Source organism: Microbacterium deferens (assembly GCF_045517775.1).
Classification (GTDB): Bacteria; Actinomycetota; Actinomycetes; order Actinomycetales; family Microbacteriaceae; genus Microbacterium.
The window spans coordinates 1,129,914-1,147,810 of sequence record NZ_JBEUWT010000001.1 but is presented as its reverse complement, the minus strand read 5'-3'; the positions used below and the strand labels follow the sequence as shown (position 1 = coordinate 1,147,810).

15 protein-coding genes are annotated in these 17,897 nt (G+C 68.0%); 4 read left to right on the top strand and 11 right to left on the bottom strand.

Annotation, left to right across the window (positions count from 1 at the left end):
• Positions 1-5: 5 nt before the first annotated feature.
• Both ABTU82_RS05460 and ABTU82_RS05455 read right to left on the bottom strand, forming a co-directional pair.
• The gene (locus ABTU82_RS05460) at positions 6-2,249 is read right to left on the bottom strand and encodes a glycosyltransferase (RefSeq protein WP_407172243.1); all 2,244 of its coding nucleotides are present in this window, start codon (positions 2,247-2,249) and stop codon (positions 6-8) included.
• A complete protein-coding gene (locus ABTU82_RS05455; protein ID WP_407172241.1) occupies positions 2,246-3,175 on the bottom strand; it encodes a glycosyltransferase in 930 nt (309 codons plus the stop codon). Before ABTU82_RS05455 ends, ABTU82_RS05460 begins: the two co-directional genes overlap by 4 nt.
• A 416-nt stretch (positions 3,176-3,591) precedes the next feature.
• On the opposite strand from ABTU82_RS05455, the gene ABTU82_RS05450 reads away from it, so the two are divergent.
• On the top strand, positions 3,592-4,827 hold the full coding sequence (locus tag ABTU82_RS05450) for an Ig-like domain-containing protein (RefSeq protein WP_407172239.1): 1,236 nt from the start codon (positions 3,592-3,594) through the stop codon (positions 4,825-4,827).
• 8 nt (positions 4,828-4,835) lie between these two features.
• Here ABTU82_RS05450 and ABTU82_RS05445 read toward each other — a convergent pair whose 3' ends face one another.
• The 9 genes from ABTU82_RS05445 to ABTU82_RS05405 form a co-directional block, all read right to left on the bottom strand.
• Entirely contained in the window at positions 4,836-6,038 is a 1,203-nt protein-coding gene (locus ABTU82_RS05445; RefSeq protein WP_407172237.1) for a glycoside hydrolase family 5 protein, read from the bottom strand.
• Between the two features lies 1 nt (position 6,039).
• Positions 6,040-7,074 (bottom strand): glycosyltransferase, encoded by a 1,035-nt coding sequence (locus ABTU82_RS05440; RefSeq protein WP_407172236.1) that lies wholly within the window; start codon positions 7,072-7,074, stop codon positions 6,040-6,042.
• A gap of 94 nt (positions 7,075-7,168) precedes the next feature.
• The gene (locus tag ABTU82_RS05435; protein WP_407172234.1) at positions 7,169-8,482 is read right to left on the bottom strand and encodes a right-handed parallel beta-helix repeat-containing protein; all 1,314 of its coding nucleotides are present in this window, start codon (positions 8,480-8,482) and stop codon (positions 7,169-7,171) included.
• Between the two features lie 157 nt (positions 8,483-8,639).
• On the bottom strand, positions 8,640-9,611 hold the full coding sequence (locus ABTU82_RS05430; RefSeq protein ID WP_407172233.1) for a glycosyltransferase family 2 protein: 972 nt from the start codon (positions 9,609-9,611) through the stop codon (positions 8,640-8,642).
• A gap of 10 nt (positions 9,612-9,621) precedes the next feature.
• Entirely contained in the window at positions 9,622-11,796 is a 2,175-nt protein-coding gene (locus tag ABTU82_RS05425) for a glycosyltransferase (RefSeq protein WP_407172232.1), read from the bottom strand.
• Between the two features lie 15 nt (positions 11,797-11,811).
• A complete protein-coding gene (locus tag ABTU82_RS05420) occupies positions 11,812-13,182 on the bottom strand; it encodes a tyrosine-protein kinase domain-containing protein (protein WP_407172230.1) in 1,371 nt (456 codons plus the stop codon).
• A gap of 158 nt (positions 13,183-13,340) precedes the next feature.
• On the bottom strand, positions 13,341-14,213 hold the full coding sequence (locus tag ABTU82_RS05415; protein WP_407172229.1) for an alpha/beta hydrolase: 873 nt from the start codon (positions 14,211-14,213) through the stop codon (positions 13,341-13,343).
• Positions 14,210-15,244 carry a glycosyltransferase family protein gene (locus ABTU82_RS05410; RefSeq protein ID WP_407172227.1) on the bottom strand — a complete coding sequence of 345 codons (1,035 nt, stop codon included), beginning with the start codon at positions 15,242-15,244 and terminating at the stop codon, positions 14,210-14,212. The genes ABTU82_RS05415 and ABTU82_RS05410 overlap by 4 nt, the downstream gene beginning before the upstream one ends.
• Positions 15,245-15,359: 115 nt before the next feature.
• The gene (locus tag ABTU82_RS05405; protein ID WP_165818005.1) at positions 15,360-15,521 is read right to left on the bottom strand and encodes a hypothetical protein; all 162 of its coding nucleotides are present in this window, start codon (positions 15,519-15,521) and stop codon (positions 15,360-15,362) included.
• A 223-nt stretch (positions 15,522-15,744) separates the two neighbouring features.
• On the opposite strand from ABTU82_RS05405, the gene ABTU82_RS05400 reads away from it, so the two are divergent.
• The 3 genes from ABTU82_RS05400 (at position 15,745) to ABTU82_RS05390 (ending at position 17,684) form a co-directional block, all read left to right on the top strand.
• Positions 15,745-15,963, top strand: a complete 219-nt coding sequence (locus tag ABTU82_RS05400; RefSeq protein ID WP_407172225.1) for a hypothetical protein — start codon at positions 15,745-15,747, stop codon at positions 15,961-15,963.
• Positions 15,964-16,059: 96 nt separating this feature from the next.
• The gene (locus ABTU82_RS05395) at positions 16,060-17,139 is read left to right on the top strand and encodes a hypothetical protein (protein ID WP_407172223.1); all 1,080 of its coding nucleotides are present in this window, start codon (positions 16,060-16,062) and stop codon (positions 17,137-17,139) included.
• Positions 17,140-17,228: 89 nt separating this feature from the next.
• Entirely contained in the window at positions 17,229-17,684 is a 456-nt protein-coding gene (locus ABTU82_RS05390) for a YbhB/YbcL family Raf kinase inhibitor-like protein (protein WP_407172221.1), read from the top strand.
• Positions 17,685-17,897: the final 213 nt, after the last annotated feature.

The following is a 17,897-nucleotide window of genomic DNA, read 5'->3' as shown; positions in this document are numbered from 1 at the left end:
GTGCTCTATTCCGAGGCGCCGACGGGGGCGGGAGCCACCGACGCGCCCAGGGGAGCCAACCAGATGGACTCCACCACGGGGAAGACCGCGTGTGCGGAGTGTTCGGAGACGAACCGGGCATGAGCCCGTTCGGCCAGCCTCGTTCGATGACCTTCGTCACTGATCAGCTCGGTCAGCGCGTCGGCGAGGGCGTCGGCGTCGCCGGGCGCCACCACCACCCCGTGTCCGTCCCCGAGAACGGCGGGAATTCCGCCCACCGACGTCGAGATGACGCTCGCGCGACGCGCCATCGCCTCGAGGATGAACATCGGCATCGCTTCGTCGCGGGAGGGGAGGACGGCGATCGCGGCGTCATCGAGGATGCCCATCAATCGCTCGTGCGACACACTGCCGAGGAACGTGGCCTGCGGCAGGGCCCGGTCGACGAGCTCCTCATCGCGGACGGGGCCCGCGATGAGGAGCGTCCATTCCGGATGCGTCGAAGCGACGCGTCGCCACGCGTCCTGCAGGACGTCGATGCCCTTTCGATGCGACACGACCCCTCCGAACACGATGGTGCGGCGTTTCTCGTTCGCCTCGCCGTCGGGTATCGCGTTCGGAATGAGACGCACGCGCTCTTCGCCGACGGTGCGCGCGGCGATCTCGCTCGCCTCGTCGGACAGTGTGATGACCTGGGCGCACACGGCCAGGACGTCGGCGACGGCTTTCGGATGGGCGGCTTCGTACTGCGCGAATTCACTGCCGTGCAGGTGGGCGATGACGGGGAGCCCCAGCCGAGCTGCGTGTATGGCGAGGCGTCCTTCGCGCAGGAACGAGCCGCGTTCGGAGAGATGGACGACGACGACGGCCGCACGACGCGATCGGGCGATCCTGGTGATGCGGCGGCGGGCAGCGATGAACCGGCGGAGCGCCGTGAGGTGGTCGCCGGGATTGCCGCGCGACACGACCACGGCGACGTCGGACCGCTCGAATCGCCAGGCGAGATAGGCGTTGATGACCTGCGTCATGCCGCCGGGCACATCGCCGGCTCGGCCGACGTGGAAGACGACCGGACGCGCGAGGCTTTCGCTGGCGCTGCGCCGCCGCACGACGTCTGCGACCGTGGGTGCCCTCTTCTCGGTCGATCGTCCGATGAGGGCGTGCAGGTCGTCACGAACGGCGCGCAGCCGCTCGCGGGCGGCGGGCAGGGCTCCGAGGATCTCTGCGCGCCGTGCAGCGAGTGATTCGATGCGGGATGCCAGCTCGGTCGCTCCCAGCCCGATGGTGTTGATGGCGACGCCGTGCACCCCGATCGTGTCGAAGTGACGGGAGATCTTCGTCGAATCATCGAGCTGAAGACCGACAGGCACGGCGCCCTCGGTGTAACCGGCGATGATGACGTGCAACCGGTCGCTGGCGACGACCTGCGCCCGTCGGTAGAGCTGGCGAAGGCGTGCCTCCTGGGCAGAATGCCCCTCGAGCGACGGCCACCCCACGACCTCCTCGGCACCCAGGTCTTCTGCGAGCCGGCGGCTTCGTTCGTCATCCACCGATACCTGCGTCGCAATCGCGATGCGGAGGCCGAGTCGACGGGCGGATTCTCGGATCCCTTCCATCCAGGCCTGGTCGGGATAGGGGCGGGGGGCGACTTCTTCATCTTCGCGGAGTGAGACGACGAGGAGGTCGCGATCCTCGGCGGGATCGGAGATCATCGCGCGCACGGCGTCATCGGACAGGCCGTCGGAGTAACCGAGATCGGGCATCGCCGGGCCGAAGCCGAGATAGGAGGCCGTGTGATCGTCGCGCCACCGGGTGTACGTACTCAAGGCGCTGGACGGCCACATGATGGCGCGCGGGAGCGGGGCGAAGTTCCGCGCGCCGGCCCCGATGCGGGCGACCCGGCCGCCTCGCAGACGGACGAGGGCGACGGCCGGCAACATGACGATGTGTTCCTTCATGCCGACCAGCGTGAGCTGCACCTCTCCCGGTTTGTACAGGGAGTCGGCCCGCCCCGCCCAGGCCTGTCGGACGAGCGCGAGATACCACTTCACGAACGATCGGTAGACCGTGTCGGTGGGTTCGATACCGAGGCCCTCGTCGTAGCCGGGAGGAGAGTGGCCGACGTAGACGTGAAGGTTCCCCGCTTCACGCGCCCACTCGAGGAGGGGACGACGCAGGAGCACATCGCCGATGTTCTCGTACTGTCCTCGCCCTATGGCGAAGATCTCTCTGCGCTCCGCGCGTGGGCCGGAGGACTCGCTGATTCTCACGCGACGTGCCACAGCGGGCTCGGCGAGAGGTCGGTGTCGACCACGCGGCGTCGGGCGGCCTGCTCGCAGATCTCGCGGGTCAGATCGGGCCCCTCGACCGAGATGCCCACACCCATCTCGGTCACGATGTCGGCGAGTTCGACCTGGTGATCATCGACGTGTTCATTGCGCGAAGCTCGTCGCACCGCGTACACGGCGAAGATCCCCGCGGTCAGCATCTCGACCATCGTTCCGACGCCGGTGTGCGTGATCACGAGGTCGGCGTCGCGAGCCTGACGCGCGAACTCCTCGGGCTGGAGGAAGTCGTGCACCGTTCCGGGGAGGTCGTCTCGTGTTGTGTAACCGAGCTGCCACACGGTCTCATCGTTCGCCAGCCCGGTGGCGAGGAACGCGTCGATGACGGAGTCGAACCGGTACCCCTCGATCGTGCCGAGCGCGACGAACACGCGACGAATTCGCGGGGTTTCGGCGGCCGTCTCAGCGCGGAAGTCCTCCAAGACGCTGGGGTGAGGCCGCCAGCGGTCGTCGGCCCACTGCGAGTTCTGGGTGCGGAGATGCACGCCCGGTATTCGGCGCAGTATCTGACCCGTCATCGAGGGCCCGCGCAGCCTGCTCGCGCTCTCGACATAGGTGCTGGGTATGCCGTGGAACGCGGCCATCGGCAGCGCGACCGTGGCGATCGCCGCACCGGTGCTGATCGCGGCGTCGAAGTGCTCCCGGCGCAGAATGCGCTCCAGCGCGGGCGCCGACGCGATCGTTCCCTTCAGATCGCGCGGGCCGATGTACGGCAGCACCGCCATCCGCTGCCCTTCGAGAAGATGCCGGCTCTGCAAGGTGTCGAACGTGACCCAGAGACTCTCCGGATCGGAGCCGAACCGCCGGCTCAGCCGAATGAGCTCGGTCAGGTGCCCCCCGCTCGAGCACACGAATAACACTTTTCCCCCGGAACCCGGGATTTCGTCCCCCACGTGTTTTCCCCCACTGTGCGTCGTCTATCGACGGATGCAACGGTGATCCACCTCCTCGCCCCCAGAACAGGCCAGAAGTAGATCGCGTTGCTCGCGTCCCCCTGCCGTCAAGATACGCCTTCGAGACAATCAGTGCCTAGTTGCGTGATCAGCTCTTCACTTCGAGGTATCAGACGTGCAACACTAGAACCTGTACCCTGGGTACGCGATCGCCTGTGCCCGACGGCGTGTCCGCGGCCAGAGCCAGCGTTAACGAAGATGTAACGCGCGTTCGGACCGGGTTCGCCGGCCCCGGACGTATGGTGGCTGCCAACGGGGCCTCGTCCCGCCGATCGACTCCGGCTCCATTCGCCTCGAAGACAGGGCCCACTCTCATGGCTGCATCGCACGCCAACACCTTCATCAGCCCCGACTCCGTCTCGAGGCGCGGTTTTCTGACGCTGGCGGCGGGCGGGCTCGGGGGTATCGCTCTCGCCGGGGGTTCCCTCACGGCCGCCGACGCTGCCGACACGGCGTACCCCGCCCCGAAGCTGCCCGGTGAGTATTACCGCAAGACCAATCAGCGAACCGTCACCGGAACCCTGTTCGACAACATCAACGTGCGGATCAACGGCGATGTGGCGAGGATCTTCGTTCCGCAGACGGCGAAGCCGGGGAGCGGCGTACCGGTGCCGGTCGTGTGGTTCTATCACGGCTCGGGAAGCGACCACAACGCGCTCGAGGGCGGATTCAAGACGGCGGCGCACGCGGTCGTCGACCGCGGTTCGATCGCCATCTGTCAGACGGCCGGCGGCACGTTGTACTCACACCCGACGGCTGTCGCCCTCCAGGTTGCAGGCTTCGAATACATGCGGGGTCTGTTCACGATCGCCACGAACGTGCTGCGTTCGACGTCGGGCGGAGGGGCGTTGGGCACCGAAACGTACGCCCGGCAGCTCATCACGAACGTCGCCGGCATGTACGTCGTCAACGGCAGCTACGACCTTCGGGCGCACTATGAAGCCGGTGGACGGCAGACCGAGGCGATGCAGGCGGTCTTCGGCGACCCTGCCAGCATCGATGCGGCCAATCCGGCACGTCACGGTTCGTCGGCGTGGACCGGCAAGCGCATGCGGATCGTGGTGTCCGCCCCCGACGACAGCGACGAGGTCGTGCCGCCCGCGGAGCATGGGCTCGCTCTGCGGGCCACCGCGCTGCCGACAGCCCGCGAGGCAACGTTGCGCACTCACACCAGCGGACACAACACCCCGTCGTGGTCGGTCACCGATTTCGTCGCGACGATGAACAGCTGGGGCGTGCCCGATCAGCCGATCGTCGTCGACACCGTCGCCCCCGTCGTGAGCATCATCTCCCCGTCTGCGGGGGCGGTGCTCAGCGGAGTGGTGACGGCGCGCGTGTCGGCGACCGACAACGTCGGCGTCGTCGACGTGGGCCTGTTCGCGGGCTCCCTTCGCCTGGCGACAGCGGTGAAGTACAGCGCGTCGGAGTGGCAGGTGACCTTCGACACCAGAGGACGCGCCAACGGCACGTTCACGATTACGGCCAAGGCGGCGGATGCTGCGGGCAACATCGCGACCTCGACAGGCGTGCGGGTGACGATCCGCAACTGAGGCGGGTTCTACTCGTCAGCCCTCTTGGAGAGGTGTCGTTCGATCACCTCGGCCTGCGAGCGGGCGGTGTCGATGCCGCTGCGAGCGGGGATGCCGGGTTGGCTCGGCACGTACGCGAGGAGCATTCCGAACCGGTGGGTTCCCGACGCCGCGAAGTAGGTGACGTCCAGCTTGTACTGGTCGGCGATCGTGTAGAACTCCTCGAAGAGGGCGGCCCACCCGTCGGCCGACTCCTGCGAGAACTGCTCGCCGGGCCCGCCCGCAGCCCATCCGACCTCCCCGACAGCGCAGTGCACCTCCCAGCGCGTGCACCAGTCGCCGAACGTTCGCAGCCGCGTGAGGATGGTGCGCGTCTCTTCCTCGGCGATGTACTCGAGCTGCGAATCCGCGTAGAAGTGCTCCGAGTAGATGATGCGGCCGAGCGGGTCGATGATCCACGGACCCCACGGGGCGATCGAGGCGAGCCGGCCGCGTTCGTCGCTGAGCATGCCTTCCACCCAGATCGAGTGGGTGTCGCCGGTCGCGCGGATCGCGTCGACGGCGACCTGCGAGTAGTACATGTAGACGTCTACGCCCACCTGGAAGCGCGGTTCGTTGAAGATGTTGTACGCCGCGACGTTCGGATCGTCGCGGAAGCGTTCGGCGATGGTGGACCAGATGTAGGTCACGTGGGCTTCGGTGATGCCCTGCCCGCAGAGGACGCTGCCCTCGATGGGTGCGGCGGCCCCCCACGGATACGTGCAGCCGTTGTGCAGGTCGATGACGGTGCGGATACCCGCCGCTCCGGCCCGGCGCACCTGCTCCGCGACCATCTCGAGATACTCGACGTTCACGGGCTCGTTCAAGCCGTCGATGGCGTCGCCGCCCTCGGGTATCTCCTGCAGGCGTTGCCAGGGAACGGCGAGACGAACGATCTTCACGCCGCGCTCCGCGAGAAAGTCGTAGCTGGACTGGGGTTCACCCAGCGCGGCCACCGGAATGCCCTTGCCGGTGAAGATCAAGCTGTAGACGTTCACGCCCCGGAGGTACTCGTACCCGGCGAGGTACTCGGCGTCACCACTGGTCGTCAGGGTACGGTCCTCGACCGCCTCGGTGTGTGTCGGCGACGGCTCCCCTGAGGTCGTCGGGGAGAGCGAGACAGACAGCGTGACGCAGAAGAAGGCGAGGGCGAGAGCAACAGCGGCTAACGCGTACCTGCGGCGGACCCGCACCTCAGGCGGCCACGCGCTGCGCGGCTGCGTAGTCGAGAGCTCGGCCCATCACCGCACCGCTCGTGGCGGAAGAGAACCGGTCGAGCCAGTCTTCGATTCCCGTCACTTCCAGGCGGGCAGCCGCGTACACGGCGTCCGCGATCGCAGACGGTGAATCATCGAAGGCGAGTTCACCGGTGATGCCCGGGATGAGGGCATCGGCGACGCCCAAGGCGGTCGAGATGCCTACCGACGGGACGCCGTGCGCCGCGGCTTCGACCAGAACGCGGCCGAGCCCGACCGCGCGGTGAGGAAGGAGCACCACCGCGTTCGGGGCGAGCTGGGCGGCCCACCCTTCGCCGCGCGGCGAGACGGTGAACGTCACATCGGAGCGCTTCGCGAGAGCCGCCACCTCGCGGGCCAGAGGCCCTTCGGCGTGGGCCACGACGTTCGTGGGTACGCCGCGGGAGTTCAGGTCTCGCGCCGCGAGGATCGCGAGGTGGGGCCGGGTCGCGGCGACGAGGGGGTTGGCGATGACCAGCTGGATACCGGCCGATGGATCGATCGAGCGCGCGATAGGGTTCGCGGCGGCGGGGAGCACCGGGTCGTGAACGACCAGGCTCCGACTCGCCGGCACGCCGAAGGCGGCGCTGAGTTCGGCGCTGATCGGATGGGACGAGCCGATCACCAGGTCGGCCTCCGGATACGCGCGCCGAGCGCGCCGGATCCGTCGCATCGCGGTGATACCGGGGCGAGCGAGGCCGGACGTGAGAAGTTCGAGCTCGGTGAGCACGAGGATCGGCCTCGCCGCCATTGCGGCGACGGCCTCCGCCGCGAGCAGGTTCGGCCCGGTCTGCAGGGCGAGAACGATGTCGAACGGCGTTTCCGACAGCAGGCGACGGATGCTGCGGACCTTCCCGCTCCGCCCTCCGTCGGCGTCGGGGTACCTCACCGTCACTGCGGCCGGCAGGGCGAGAGAACGGTCGGCCGGCTCGGCCGACACGGGGACGACGGTGACGTCGTACCCCGCGTCGGCCAGCCAACGCAGGCGGTCCACTCCGATGTGTTCGGCGTCGCCGCCTGTCAGCCGAGTGACGATAACCGCGATGCGGCGCCCGTCGCTCTGGTGTTCGTTGTGGTCACGATGTTCGTCATGGAGAACAGAAGACATTCGTGAGCCCGCTTCCGGATGAGGTGATGTCGTTGTCGCACGCAACCTTCACCCGGCGGTTCTTGTCGTGAACCCAGACGCCGTACCCAGAGGAGTTCGCCGTCCCCGTGTTAGCGAAGAATTCGTTGTCGTACCCCCAATTCGACCACACCATCGACGAATATGCATGCTCGACCGCATCGGAACCGTCGTTGTAGGCAATCGTCCAGGCGTTCCCGGTGACCAGCACCCACCCCAGGGAGCGGGACCCGGGGAGGGATCCGGACAGGGTGTTCCCCCCGATGATTCCTCCCGTCGTTCCTTCTTTGGCCTCGATGTGCTCTGCGCCCGTATCGGAGATCGTGTTCATGATGATCTTGTTTCGGTCGGACTTGTCGGGCAGGCCCGTCGTCACCTCTGACCACCGGCGCTGAGACGTGCCGATGTACACGCCCTCGCCGTACGCGACGTCACGGACTCCCGTGCGGCTGATGGTGTTGTACTGCACGGCGCTGTCGGTCGTCTGCGCGTAGAGGTGGATGCCCTCATACCCGATGTTCGACACCGCGAGGTCGCTGACGGTCACATCGCGGCTGTTCTTCACCATCACGCCCTGGAGCGAGGTCGTCACGCTGAATCCGGCGACATGCACGTGGGCCGAGAAATGCACCCGCAACGCCAGGCCCGTGTTCACCGAACCCGTCTGGAGCACGGCCCCTCGCCCGCCGCAGAGCCAGACCGGCTGGGCAGCGGTTCCGACTACCTGCAGCGTGAACTCGCCGGTGTAGACGCCGTCGTTGAGTCGGATGACCGACCCGGGCTGTGCGCTACCGAGCGCGTCGGTGAGCTCGGCGGCGGTGGAGACCGTCGTCGTCGCGTCCGGGCACTCGCCGATGCGTCCGGGGGTGTCGAGGCTGGGCACGGAGCGAACCGCGCCGACGACGAAAGAATCCATGTGCGTGATGCGCGAACTGGATTTCGCGTTCTTCTGTCCTGATCCGACGATCTTGATCGTGTGGGTGCCAGGACCGACGTCGGCCTGATAGCCGACGATGCCGGTGGTGCTCGAGGGGGCGTAGTTGTCGACGGTGGCGACGGTCTTGCCATCCACGATGACGTTCACGATTCCTGCGGTGGGGGAGTTCCACGTGTACCAGGTGATCGACGCACCCGTGAAGGTCAGGGTCGCGGACGCGGTTGTCGAACTCGTGTAGCGGATGCTGCCGCCGCTGGACCCGGACGACGAGAGCCGCGACCAGCTGCCCGTGTAGGTGATGTTGGGCGAGCTGTCTTCATATGTCCCTGCGGAGGACACGGTGGCAGCCTGTGCGGGCGTTACCGGAGATGCGATCAGCACACCCGTGATGGCAACCAGGAATGCGAGAAGAAAGGCGCTGGGCCTTGTAATGGGTCGGTCGAACATCATCAGCCCCTGAGATCGGCGAACAGAAAGGCGCTCGCCTACCTTGCGGCTACCTCTCGGCGAGGGCGAGCAGTGCGCGGTGAGCACGCACAGATGTTTTCGCCGTGATGCATAGTGCGAGGCGCCTCATATCGCGTCGTCGAGCGACCGCCCACATGTTTTGCATGGTGAGGGCGCGTCGTCGCTCCGAGATCAGAATTGCCCGCTCGGCGGGGGAATAGCCCGCGAACAGGGCATCCTTCAGACCTGACAGATGGATGTACCGAGCGCGGAAATAGCGGTAATCGTTCGATGCCTTCAGACCGAGACCTGCAGCGTCTCGGTTGACTGCTGCGTCGATAATAGCGAGGCTATCGGATCGTTTCGATACCGAATTTATGATCGAGTCGTCTCTCAGTAAATACTGGTAAACAAGTGGTGACGAATATGTTACGCGGCGTGCGTGCGTGAGTGCATCGGCGACCATGACGAGGTCTGATTGCACCCGTGCGGGGGCGAATGACGCCCTGGTCATGACCTCGCGACGGAACAACTTGTTCCAGAGGTGCCCGGTGATCTCTCCTCGGAGGAGCATGCGGAATCCTTCTCGGCCCGAGGTGGGAGCCGAGACCGGAGCGGAGAGTCTTCGACGCGTGCCGTCTCTGTAGACGAATTCCGCGTCAGCGACCGCGATGTCGGCATCGTTGCGCTGCGCAAGAGCGACGAGTGTGCGCAGGGCGTCATCCGGCCACGTGTCGTCGGCGTCGACGAACCACAGGAACTCGCCCCGCGCCTCCGCGACCGCGCGCTGGCGCGCTCTCGCGACACCCCCGTTCTCGGGGAGGGCGAAGAAGCGGACCCGGGGGTAGGTCTGCGCCAGTGCTTCGGCGGTCTGCGCGGTGCCGTCGTCAGAACCGTCGTCGACGATGACGATTTCGAAGGGGGCCTCGATCGTCTGGCGATCGAGCCGGTCGACCGCCGCAGACAGATGCTCCGCAGCGCGGTAAGCGGGAATGATGACGGACACGAGTGGACTGGTCATGGCCGGCTTCCTATCCGTGGGTGCGCGTGCGCAGAGCGGCGGTGAGGTCGTTCAGGACGGTTCGAGCGTGCCCGACAGCACGCATGATCTCGGAGCGGCGACTCAGCGCATCCGTCATCACCGACAGCGCCTCGTCGTACGAGGGAAGGGCGCGGGGCACACTGGTGCCGACGATGTTCGCCCCCTCGAGAGTCCGCGTGACCTTGTCGAGCGGACCGGTGGTGAGAGCGACCGGCACCGCACCCTCGGTGGCTCCGATGACAGCCGCATGCAGGCGGTCGGTGAGTATGATCGCGCTGTCGCGGTAGACGGAGCGCAGGCGCTCTTCCTGGCGCGCGTGATTGTCGTCGACCCAGGTGATCGCCGTGCATCCGAGTCGCTCCGCCAGCTCGTCGGCGAGGGGACCGTCGCGTTCGATCTGCGCGAGCACGACCGGCTCGAGGCCGAGAGTGTCCGCCAGCCGGCGAACGGTCGCGATCCACTCTGCCGTCGGCTTGTCGCGTGCCGCATGGCTGAGGCCCTGGCGCACCGCGATGGCGAGGAAGGGGCGGGGTCGAGCGTCGTCCGTGAGGAGCTCGTCGTCGGACCCCAGCGCGAACGCCCAGTCGGGGGTCACCGAGCCGATTCCCATGATGCGACGGCTCATGTCGTCGCGCCAGGTGACCATCGTGCACACGCGCAGCACCGCAGCGATCGGCCGGCGCCACGGAGTCGACTCGCGCACGCCCGTTCCCAGCTGCACGGCGAAGCCGCCGCGAAGCCGGTTGATCGCGAGGAGCGGGGCGAGCTTGAGATATCGGCGCGCGAACGGCGCCTGTGCTTCGGTCTCGCCGGTGTCGAAGGCATAGATGCCGCGCCCGGCGAGGAGCTGACGTGAGACCGCCCGACGCCACTGGGCGCCATTGCGGACGGCGATGTCGCCCTGCTGCAGGCCGAGGCCGCTGATGTAGTCGTCCGACTTGTCTCCGACGTACACGCGCAGCGGGCCGAGGGTGCGGAGATGGTCGAGGAAACCGCGGCGCAGGACCGTATCGCCGACGTTGTCGAACTGGCCCACCGCCGACACCATCACGGTCGGCCGGGGGCGTGGGCCGGTGCGGGACGTGCGTCGCGTGGCCTTCTCGATCGCACGCAACAAGAGCGCCCCGCTGTTGTCGCTCGAGAAGCGCCGAGCCCACTCGTCGACGCGACCGATCGATGCGGAGCGTGCGCGGAGGATGGCGGCGGCCAGGTCTTCGGGGGTGCCCGCAAGGGCCAGTTCGCCCGAGATCGTGGGAACGAGAGCGTCGGCAACTCCGTAGGAGTTCGAGACCGCGACGCTCGGTATGCCGCCCAAGGCGGCCTCGACCAGCACGTTGCCGAAACCCTCGCGGTAGGACGGCAGCACCGCGATCGCGTTGGCCGGGGTGTCAGCGACCCAGTCCGACGTCCAGCCGGGAATGGAAAGCGGCACCTCGGCCGCACGTGCAGCTTGCTCGAGTTCATCCAGGCCCGGTCCCTGGCCGAAGCACACCAACCGTGCGTCCACGCCCTGCGCGCGCAGGACCGCAGCGGCTGCCACAGCCAGCGGGGCCCGCTTCTGAGGCACGAGGCGCATGGGCAGAACCAGGTTGAGCGGTGCCTCCGGATCGAAGGGCGAGGGTTGCTGCCGGTGACGTGCCCTCACCTCGGAACGCTGCCCTGCCGGGTTCGGCACGATGACCAGACGGGAGCGCAGCACGCCGTATGCGCCGATCAGTTCGGCGGCGACGGGGTGGGAGATGGCGACCACGACATCGGCTCGGCGATAGAAGCGCTGAGCGGCCAGCAGCTTCAGACGCTCTCCGCGCGTCGGGGGTTCCCCCTCGCGCGAGGTGATGTTGCGCTCGCTGATGAGCACGGCCGGCCGATTCGCCAGCCTGACGGTAGCGGCCAGCGCGAGCAGGTTCGGGTAGCTCTGTACAGCGACGAGAGCGTCGGCCGGCTCGCGCAGCAACTCGTGCCGCAGAGCTCGAACCAGTCCGGCATGCCCCGTCGCGCCGAGCGGGCGTACCCGAGCGCCCCCGGGTAGCCGGGTCTCATCCGTCGGTGAGGTCGTGATGATGCGAGTGTCGTGCCCGTGGGCAGCAAGCCACTCGGCCCACACGCGTGCGACGAACTCCGCACCGCCACCACTGAGCTTGGTCGTGAGGATCGCAATGCGCACGGCTGAGCTATCCGGTCAGTCGGTCTTGCGAGCCGGCTGCAGCTCGCGGTAGAGCGATGTCGACGGGTCGGCGTCGCTGCCTCGCACGGGGGCGTTCATCATCACCACGCCGATGACCTCCACGCCGACGGCCTCGAGGGCCTGCGCGGCCGAATCGAGCTGGCCGGTCGTGACGCGGCCCGCCGATACTGCCAAGACCGTCGACTGGGCGACGGATGCGGCGAAGATCGTGTCGCTGAGCGGAAGCGCGGGCGGCGCGTCGATGAAGACCATGTCGTGCGATGCGCTGAGCTCTTTCACCACGTTTCCGAGCTCTGCCCCCGAGAGCAGCTCGGCGGGGCTGTCGACACTCTTGCCCGCCGCGAGCACGGTGATGCCCTCGGTCTGGTGGAGGGACGGGGCGAGTTCGACGTCGCCGCGGAGCACCTCCGCCAGGCCTGGTCCTGTCAGGTCGAGCAGTGCGGAGAGACGACCCGAACGGAGGTTCGCGTCGATGACTGCCACACGAACCCCGAACTCGTTCATGGCCAGAGCGATGTTGGCGGTGAGGGCGGATGTATTGTCACGAGGCGTCGCCGCCGTGATCGCCACGACGCCCAGGCGCGCATGGGGCGTGTGGCCCAACGTGGCGGCGATCGTGCGATAGGCCTCTGCCTCGCGGGCGAGCGGCTGGGAGACGAGGGCCAGACCGGCTGCGCCGTGCGCGGCCGGCACCCCGCCGAGGATGCGGCGCTTCGAAAGCGCTGCCGTCTCGGTGAGCTCGTCACGAGTGTGGATGCGGCGGTCGGTCGCCGCAGCGACCGCGAGCCAGATGAGACCGACCGCGAGACCCGCGCCGAGGCCGATAGCGACGTTCACGAGCAGATCGGGCGTCTCGGGCTTCGGCGGGGCGATGGGCTCCTGGAGGGTCTCGATGCGAACGGGCGAAGCACCCCCGGTCGAGGGTGTTTCGACTTCGGCGATGACCTCGGTGAACGCGGTGATGTAGGCCTGCGCGAGCACCGCGGCGTCGCCGGCCGTGCCGGCTTTGCCCGAGAGCTGCAGGATCGGCGTGTTCAACGTGGCTTCGACCTCGAGGTCGAGGGCGAGCTCCTCGGGGGTGTCGCTGAGGCCGAGGTCAGTGATGACGACGGAGAGCACCCGCTCGGAGAGGGCGATCTGCTGGTACGCGACAGCCTTCTGGACGGCGAACGTGTTGGCCTGCACCAGGTCGGAGGAGCTGGCACCGACGGGGGCGTTGTACGTCACGACGAGGGAGCCGGTCGCCTTGTAGGTCGGGGCGATGAGTGCCGTCGATAGCGCCCCTGCGGCACCTCCGACCAGCGTGAGGACGATGACGACCCACCACCATTTGCGAAGGGCTCGAAGGACCGTGGTGCTAGTCATTGCGTGTTCCGTTCGTCTGTGACGCTGGGGCCGAACCGTCGGGGGGATCGGTCAGACGGACCACGTCTGCGGTTCCCCCCGGGCCCGCAAGACTTCTCGAATCTACCTCGCCGATGTTGCAGTGATGTTGCAAGAGCGGCGATGAAGGCGACGCGAGCTCATTGCACGCTCGCGAGAAAGTCGAAGATCGACGGCCGTGTCTTGCTGTTGAGCAGGCTGAGGCCGTGATTGTCGCCGTCGACGACGATGAGTTCGTTTCGCACTCCGGCGGCGTTCAACGCGTCGACGAGCGTCTGGGCCTGCGCCAGGGGGATGAGCTCTTCTGATCCGTGGATCAGCATGGTCGGCGGCAGCGAAGCGGCGACGGTGACGGGTGAGGCCGGTACCGCGCTCGGACAGTCGGTGAGCTTCACGCACCCGAGGTATCCCTGGACGACCTGCTCGAGCTCGGGCGGAGGCGAGCCGAGCTCACGGGCGGCCTCTGTCAGAACCGCGGCCGTCGAGAGCCCCACGACCGCGTCGACCGGTGCGCCCGACCCGGCGAGCGTCTCGGCGGTCGTCATGACAATGATGGCGCCGGCCGAACTGCCGAGCAGCGACACGGAGTCGCTGAGGCCGAATCGTTGCTTCTGCTCCGGCTGCCGCAGCCACTCGACGGCGGCGGCCACGTCTTCCTGCTGCGCGGGGTAGATCGCCGGCACGAGCCGGTAGTCCACGGAGAAGGCGGCGTAGCCCGCATCGGCGAGGTCACCGCAGATTCCCGACATCGTCTTGCGATCGCCCTCTTGGAACGCACCGCCGTGCACGAGGACGACCGCGGGAACAGGCGCGTCGGTCGTGAGCGGGAGGCATGCGTCGAGCGCGAGCGACTGATCTTCCACCTCGCGGTAAGTGATGTTCTTCTCGACCTTGGATGTCGGATCGGGGATGTCGGTTCGACCACCCCCGCACCCGGCGAGTACGGCGAGAGACGCCACGGCGACGGTCGCGGCGATCAGGCGCAGGGCGCCCCCAGTGACCCGAATGCTCATCGGTGTGCCCTTCCCCCGGCGGCCGCGATCGCGGCGATATAGACGTCGCGGTGGCGACGGCCGACCTCGTCCCAGTCGCGCCCTTCGAGACGGGGGCGCTCGCCGGAAGCGAGGTTGGCAGAAACATCCACTGCGGCTGACAGTACCTCGTCGGTGAGGGGCCCGTCGTATTCGATGACCCAGCCCGGCCCCACTTCGGCGGCGAGTGCGGAGTTCGAGGGGCTGCGCGGAACGAGGATCGGGCGGTCGAGCGAGAGGGCGACGAGCGCGGCCCCGGAATTGTGCATCTCGGCGTAGGGCAGGACGACGAGGCTGGCAGCGCTCACCTCGCGCACCAGTTCGGCGTCGTCGACGAATGCGAGCGTCGCCGACACGCCGGGCGCAGCATCCGCCCGGCGTTGAATGGAGTCGCGGAGCTCGGGGCTGGGGGAGCCGACGATGCGCAGCCGCGACCCTGGGCGGGGTCTCGACGCGTACACGTCGATGAGGGCGTCGACGTTCTTATAGGGACGAATGATGCCGAAATACAGCACCAGGCCGGGCTCGCGCGCCGTGCGCGGGTGGGCGGCGAAGCGATCGCGGTAGTGCCCGTGAAGGATGGTGACGGTCTCTGTGGGCGAAGCGACCTGAGTGGTGGGGTTCAGCAGGATCGATACCGCCGTGGCCCGGTCGACGCGGGCGAGCACGCGGCGTTCAGCGGCGGATCCTGCTTCGTGCGGTGTCACGTTGTGCACCGTGCGCACGACGGGGATGCGGCGCACTCGCGCAAGCGCGAGGGTCGCGCGCATCGCCTGCCGCTTGGCGAAACGGATGCGCCTGGTCTTGCCGCGAATCAGCAGTTCGGGCCAATGGATGTGCAGCACGTCGTAGCGACCCCGCAGCGCCGCCTTCCACGAGAAATAGGCAACGGAGACGTCATCGGGAGCGCCGACGGTCATCTGGTCGACGTATCTCGTCTTGCCGTCGGGTGGGGCGAGGGAATGCAGGACGCGCACCCGGTGGGCGGGACCGAGCGAGGGGGCGTGCACCATACCTCGGAGATTAGCCGCCGATCGCGGCGCCTGCGGCATCGGTCACCGCATATTAACGAGCGCGAAATCCGACCGCGCTCGCCGTCTGAGGTCGCTCATCGCATGACGACGCCCATCACGTGACGGCGGGTCGCTCGGCGCTCAGTCGCTGTTCGCGCTCGGAGTTCTCCGTCTCTTGTCGACGGTCGGCGGATGCTGCGGCGCGCCCGAAGACGAGTGCCACCCCGCCGGCGATCACGACGTAGAGCACGAGCAGTAGCAGAAAAAGAATGACCATGGTGACTCCCCAGTGAATCGACCGTTGTGGATCAAGCTAGACCCCCACGCGGTCGCGGCGGGTGAGATCCCTCTCATGTCGGGCGAATCTTGGGCGACTTTCAATCCTAAGTCCAGGGTTTTCCTGATTTGTCCCCCAAAAGGGGGACACGGATGTATGCTCGCCGACAGCCCGCCCCGAAACGGAGGCACCCCTGACCGGGGCGGGCCTCAAGGGAGATGACATGGCGACGATTGCCTTTCCGCGGCGGGCCAGCGTGGCCGTCCGTCGAGCGCACGCGAGCCCCGGCCCGAGCCTGCGAGATGCGATCAACCGCATGCTCTACGGACAAACGACGGTGACCTGCGAAGAATGCGGCACGCCGCTTCGCCCCCACCGTGCGGTCTGGCGAGGTGCGCATCCTTACTGCTCCGCCGAGCACGAGGCGGCCGACTCGTTCTGACGCCGACGCCGGCGTCGAGCTCTTCTCGCGACCGGTCGTGCGCGGCACTACCCTGTGGGCAGCGAGCGTGGGGCTCGCGGTGACGACGGGGGAGAGATGGCGCACACGACCGGTGGGGACGCCGAGGTGCCTCCGACCGACGGGCGTCGGGAGCGATGCCGTGCGCGGACCGTCGTGGCCGCGGTTCTCATCGTGGTCGGGGCGCTTCTCGCGCCGGTGGCCGCCGCGGCGGCGTGGGCGCACACGACCCTCACCGACACCGACCGGTTCGTCGAGACCTACGCGCCGCTGGCACACGACCCCGCGGTGCGCGATTTCGTCACCGACGAGACCGTTCGCGTCATCGCAGAGCAGGTTGGCATTGCGCAGCTCACGTCCGACGCCATCGACGGCATCATCGGCCTCGGCACCGGTCCCGTCGCGACGCAGGCGCTGGAGGCGTTGAAGGGATCGGTTACCGAGGGACTCGAATCGCTCGTGCGGTCGAAGGTGAGCGACCTCGTCGCATCCGAGGGGTTCGACACGGTCTGGACGAACACGCTGCGAATCAGCCACGTGCAGCTGACCGCAGCCCTCGAGGGTGATCCGGATGCGTTAGTGGATCTGGGAGAAGACGGCTCGATCGGCATCCAGCTCGCACCGATCGTCGACGCGGCGAAGCAGATGCTGGTGTCGGACGGGTTCACGTTCGCCGACCAGATCCCCTCGACCGACAGGGTGATCGCGGTGGCGCAGTCGGATGCCCTTCCCGCGATTCAGCGCGGGTATGACATCGCCGTCGTCTCGGGGGCGTGGTTGCCGTGGGTCGCGCTGCTGCTGATCGCCGCGGGTATCGCGGTCGCCCGGCGCCGGTGGATCGCGCTGATGTGGGCGGGGATCGCGGTGGCCGCGACGATGACGGTGCTCGTGGTGGCGCTCGCCGTCGTCGGCGCCGTGGCCCCAGGCGGGATCGTCTCGTCGGAGATTCCTGCGGGGGTGGTCGACGCTCTCCTCGATGCCGCTCTCTCGCCGCTCCGAGGCGCAGCGGTGCTCGTGATCGTGGGAGCGCTGGTGGCGGCGGTCGTGGGCTGGGTCGCGGGTCCGTGGCGCGCGCCGCGGGCGCTGCGGGGCTTCGTGCTCACCCGCGCACGGGGTGTGCGCGCTGCCGCGGGGTCTCGCGAGACGGCGGCACGCTGAGCCGAGCTGCCGGGCGGCGCAAGCCCCCGGCGCCGTTCGGTGGCCGGTCGTACGGTCGAGTGATATACCCCCCCCGAGAGGAGTCGCCCATGTCTCTGCCCATCGACAAGCTGGCCGTGAACAGCCCCGATTTCGACACGCTCACGCGCATCCCGGAGGAGTTCTCGGCCGACGGCGGCAACCGCGTGCCGCGTGTGGTGTTCGACGGTGTTCCGGAGGGAACGGTGGAGCTTGCGGTGATCGTGCATGACCCGGATGCTCCGTTGCCTCAGGGATTCACGCACTGGGTGGTCTACGGCGTCGCGGCCGATAGCACCGAGCTCGACGTCGATGCCGATGGCGTTCGTCAGGGGCCGAACACCGCGGGGGTCACGTCGTACTACGGGCCGCAGCCGCCCGCGGGCCACGGCGACCACCACTACTACTTCCGGGTGTTCGCGCTCTCGCGTCGGGTCGAGGGCACGCCGTCGCGCGAGGAGTTCCTCGACGAGTACGCCGACGCCATCATCGAGCAGGCGCGCACCGTCGGTCTGTTCTCGCGCTGACCTTCGCTGCGCCGCATCCGTCGGCCGCGATCCAGGTGCGCGTGCGCGTCGGCGCGGCGCGGTGCGGGGCGCGCGGTTCGGGGCGCGCGGTGCGGTGTGGCGCGCGGTGCGGGGCGTGCGGTTCGGAGGAGATGTGCGGTTCGGAGGGCGGATGGGGCCGGGGGATCCTCCGGTGTGCGCATCTCCTCCGGTGTGCGCACGAGTGCTGACGGT

What these genes read in the sequence shown, in the direction of transcription:
- ABTU82_RS05430 (WP_407172233.1), bottom strand. Translation starts at nt 9,611, where the DNA reads ATGACCAGTCCACTCGTGTCCGTCATCATTCCCGCTTACCGCGCTGCG.
- ABTU82_RS05415 (WP_407172229.1), bottom strand. Translation starts at nt 14,213, where the DNA reads ATGAGCATTCGGGTCACTGGGGGCGCCCTGCGCCTGATCGCCGCGACC.
- ABTU82_RS05410 (WP_407172227.1), bottom strand. Translation starts at nt 15,244, where the DNA reads ATGGTGCACGCCCCCTCGCTCGGTCCCGCCCACCGGGTGCGCGTCCTG.
- ABTU82_RS05400 (WP_407172225.1), top strand. Translation starts at nt 15,745, where the DNA reads ATGGCGACGATTGCCTTTCCGCGGCGGGCCAGCGTGGCCGTCCGTCGA.
- ABTU82_RS05450 (WP_407172239.1), top strand. Translation starts at nt 3,592, where the DNA reads ATGGCTGCATCGCACGCCAACACCTTCATCAGCCCCGACTCCGTCTCG.
- ABTU82_RS05420 (WP_407172230.1), bottom strand. Translation starts at nt 13,182, where the DNA reads ATGACTAGCACCACGGTCCTTCGAGCCCTTCGCAAATGGTGGTGGGTC.
- ABTU82_RS05395 (WP_407172223.1), top strand. Translation starts at nt 16,060, where the DNA reads ATGGCGCACACGACCGGTGGGGACGCCGAGGTGCCTCCGACCGACGGG.
- ABTU82_RS05405 (WP_165818005.1), bottom strand. Translation starts at nt 15,521, where the DNA reads ATGGTCATTCTTTTTCTGCTACTGCTCGTGCTCTACGTCGTGATCGCC.
- ABTU82_RS05390 (WP_407172221.1), top strand. Translation starts at nt 17,229, where the DNA reads ATGTCTCTGCCCATCGACAAGCTGGCCGTGAACAGCCCCGATTTCGAC.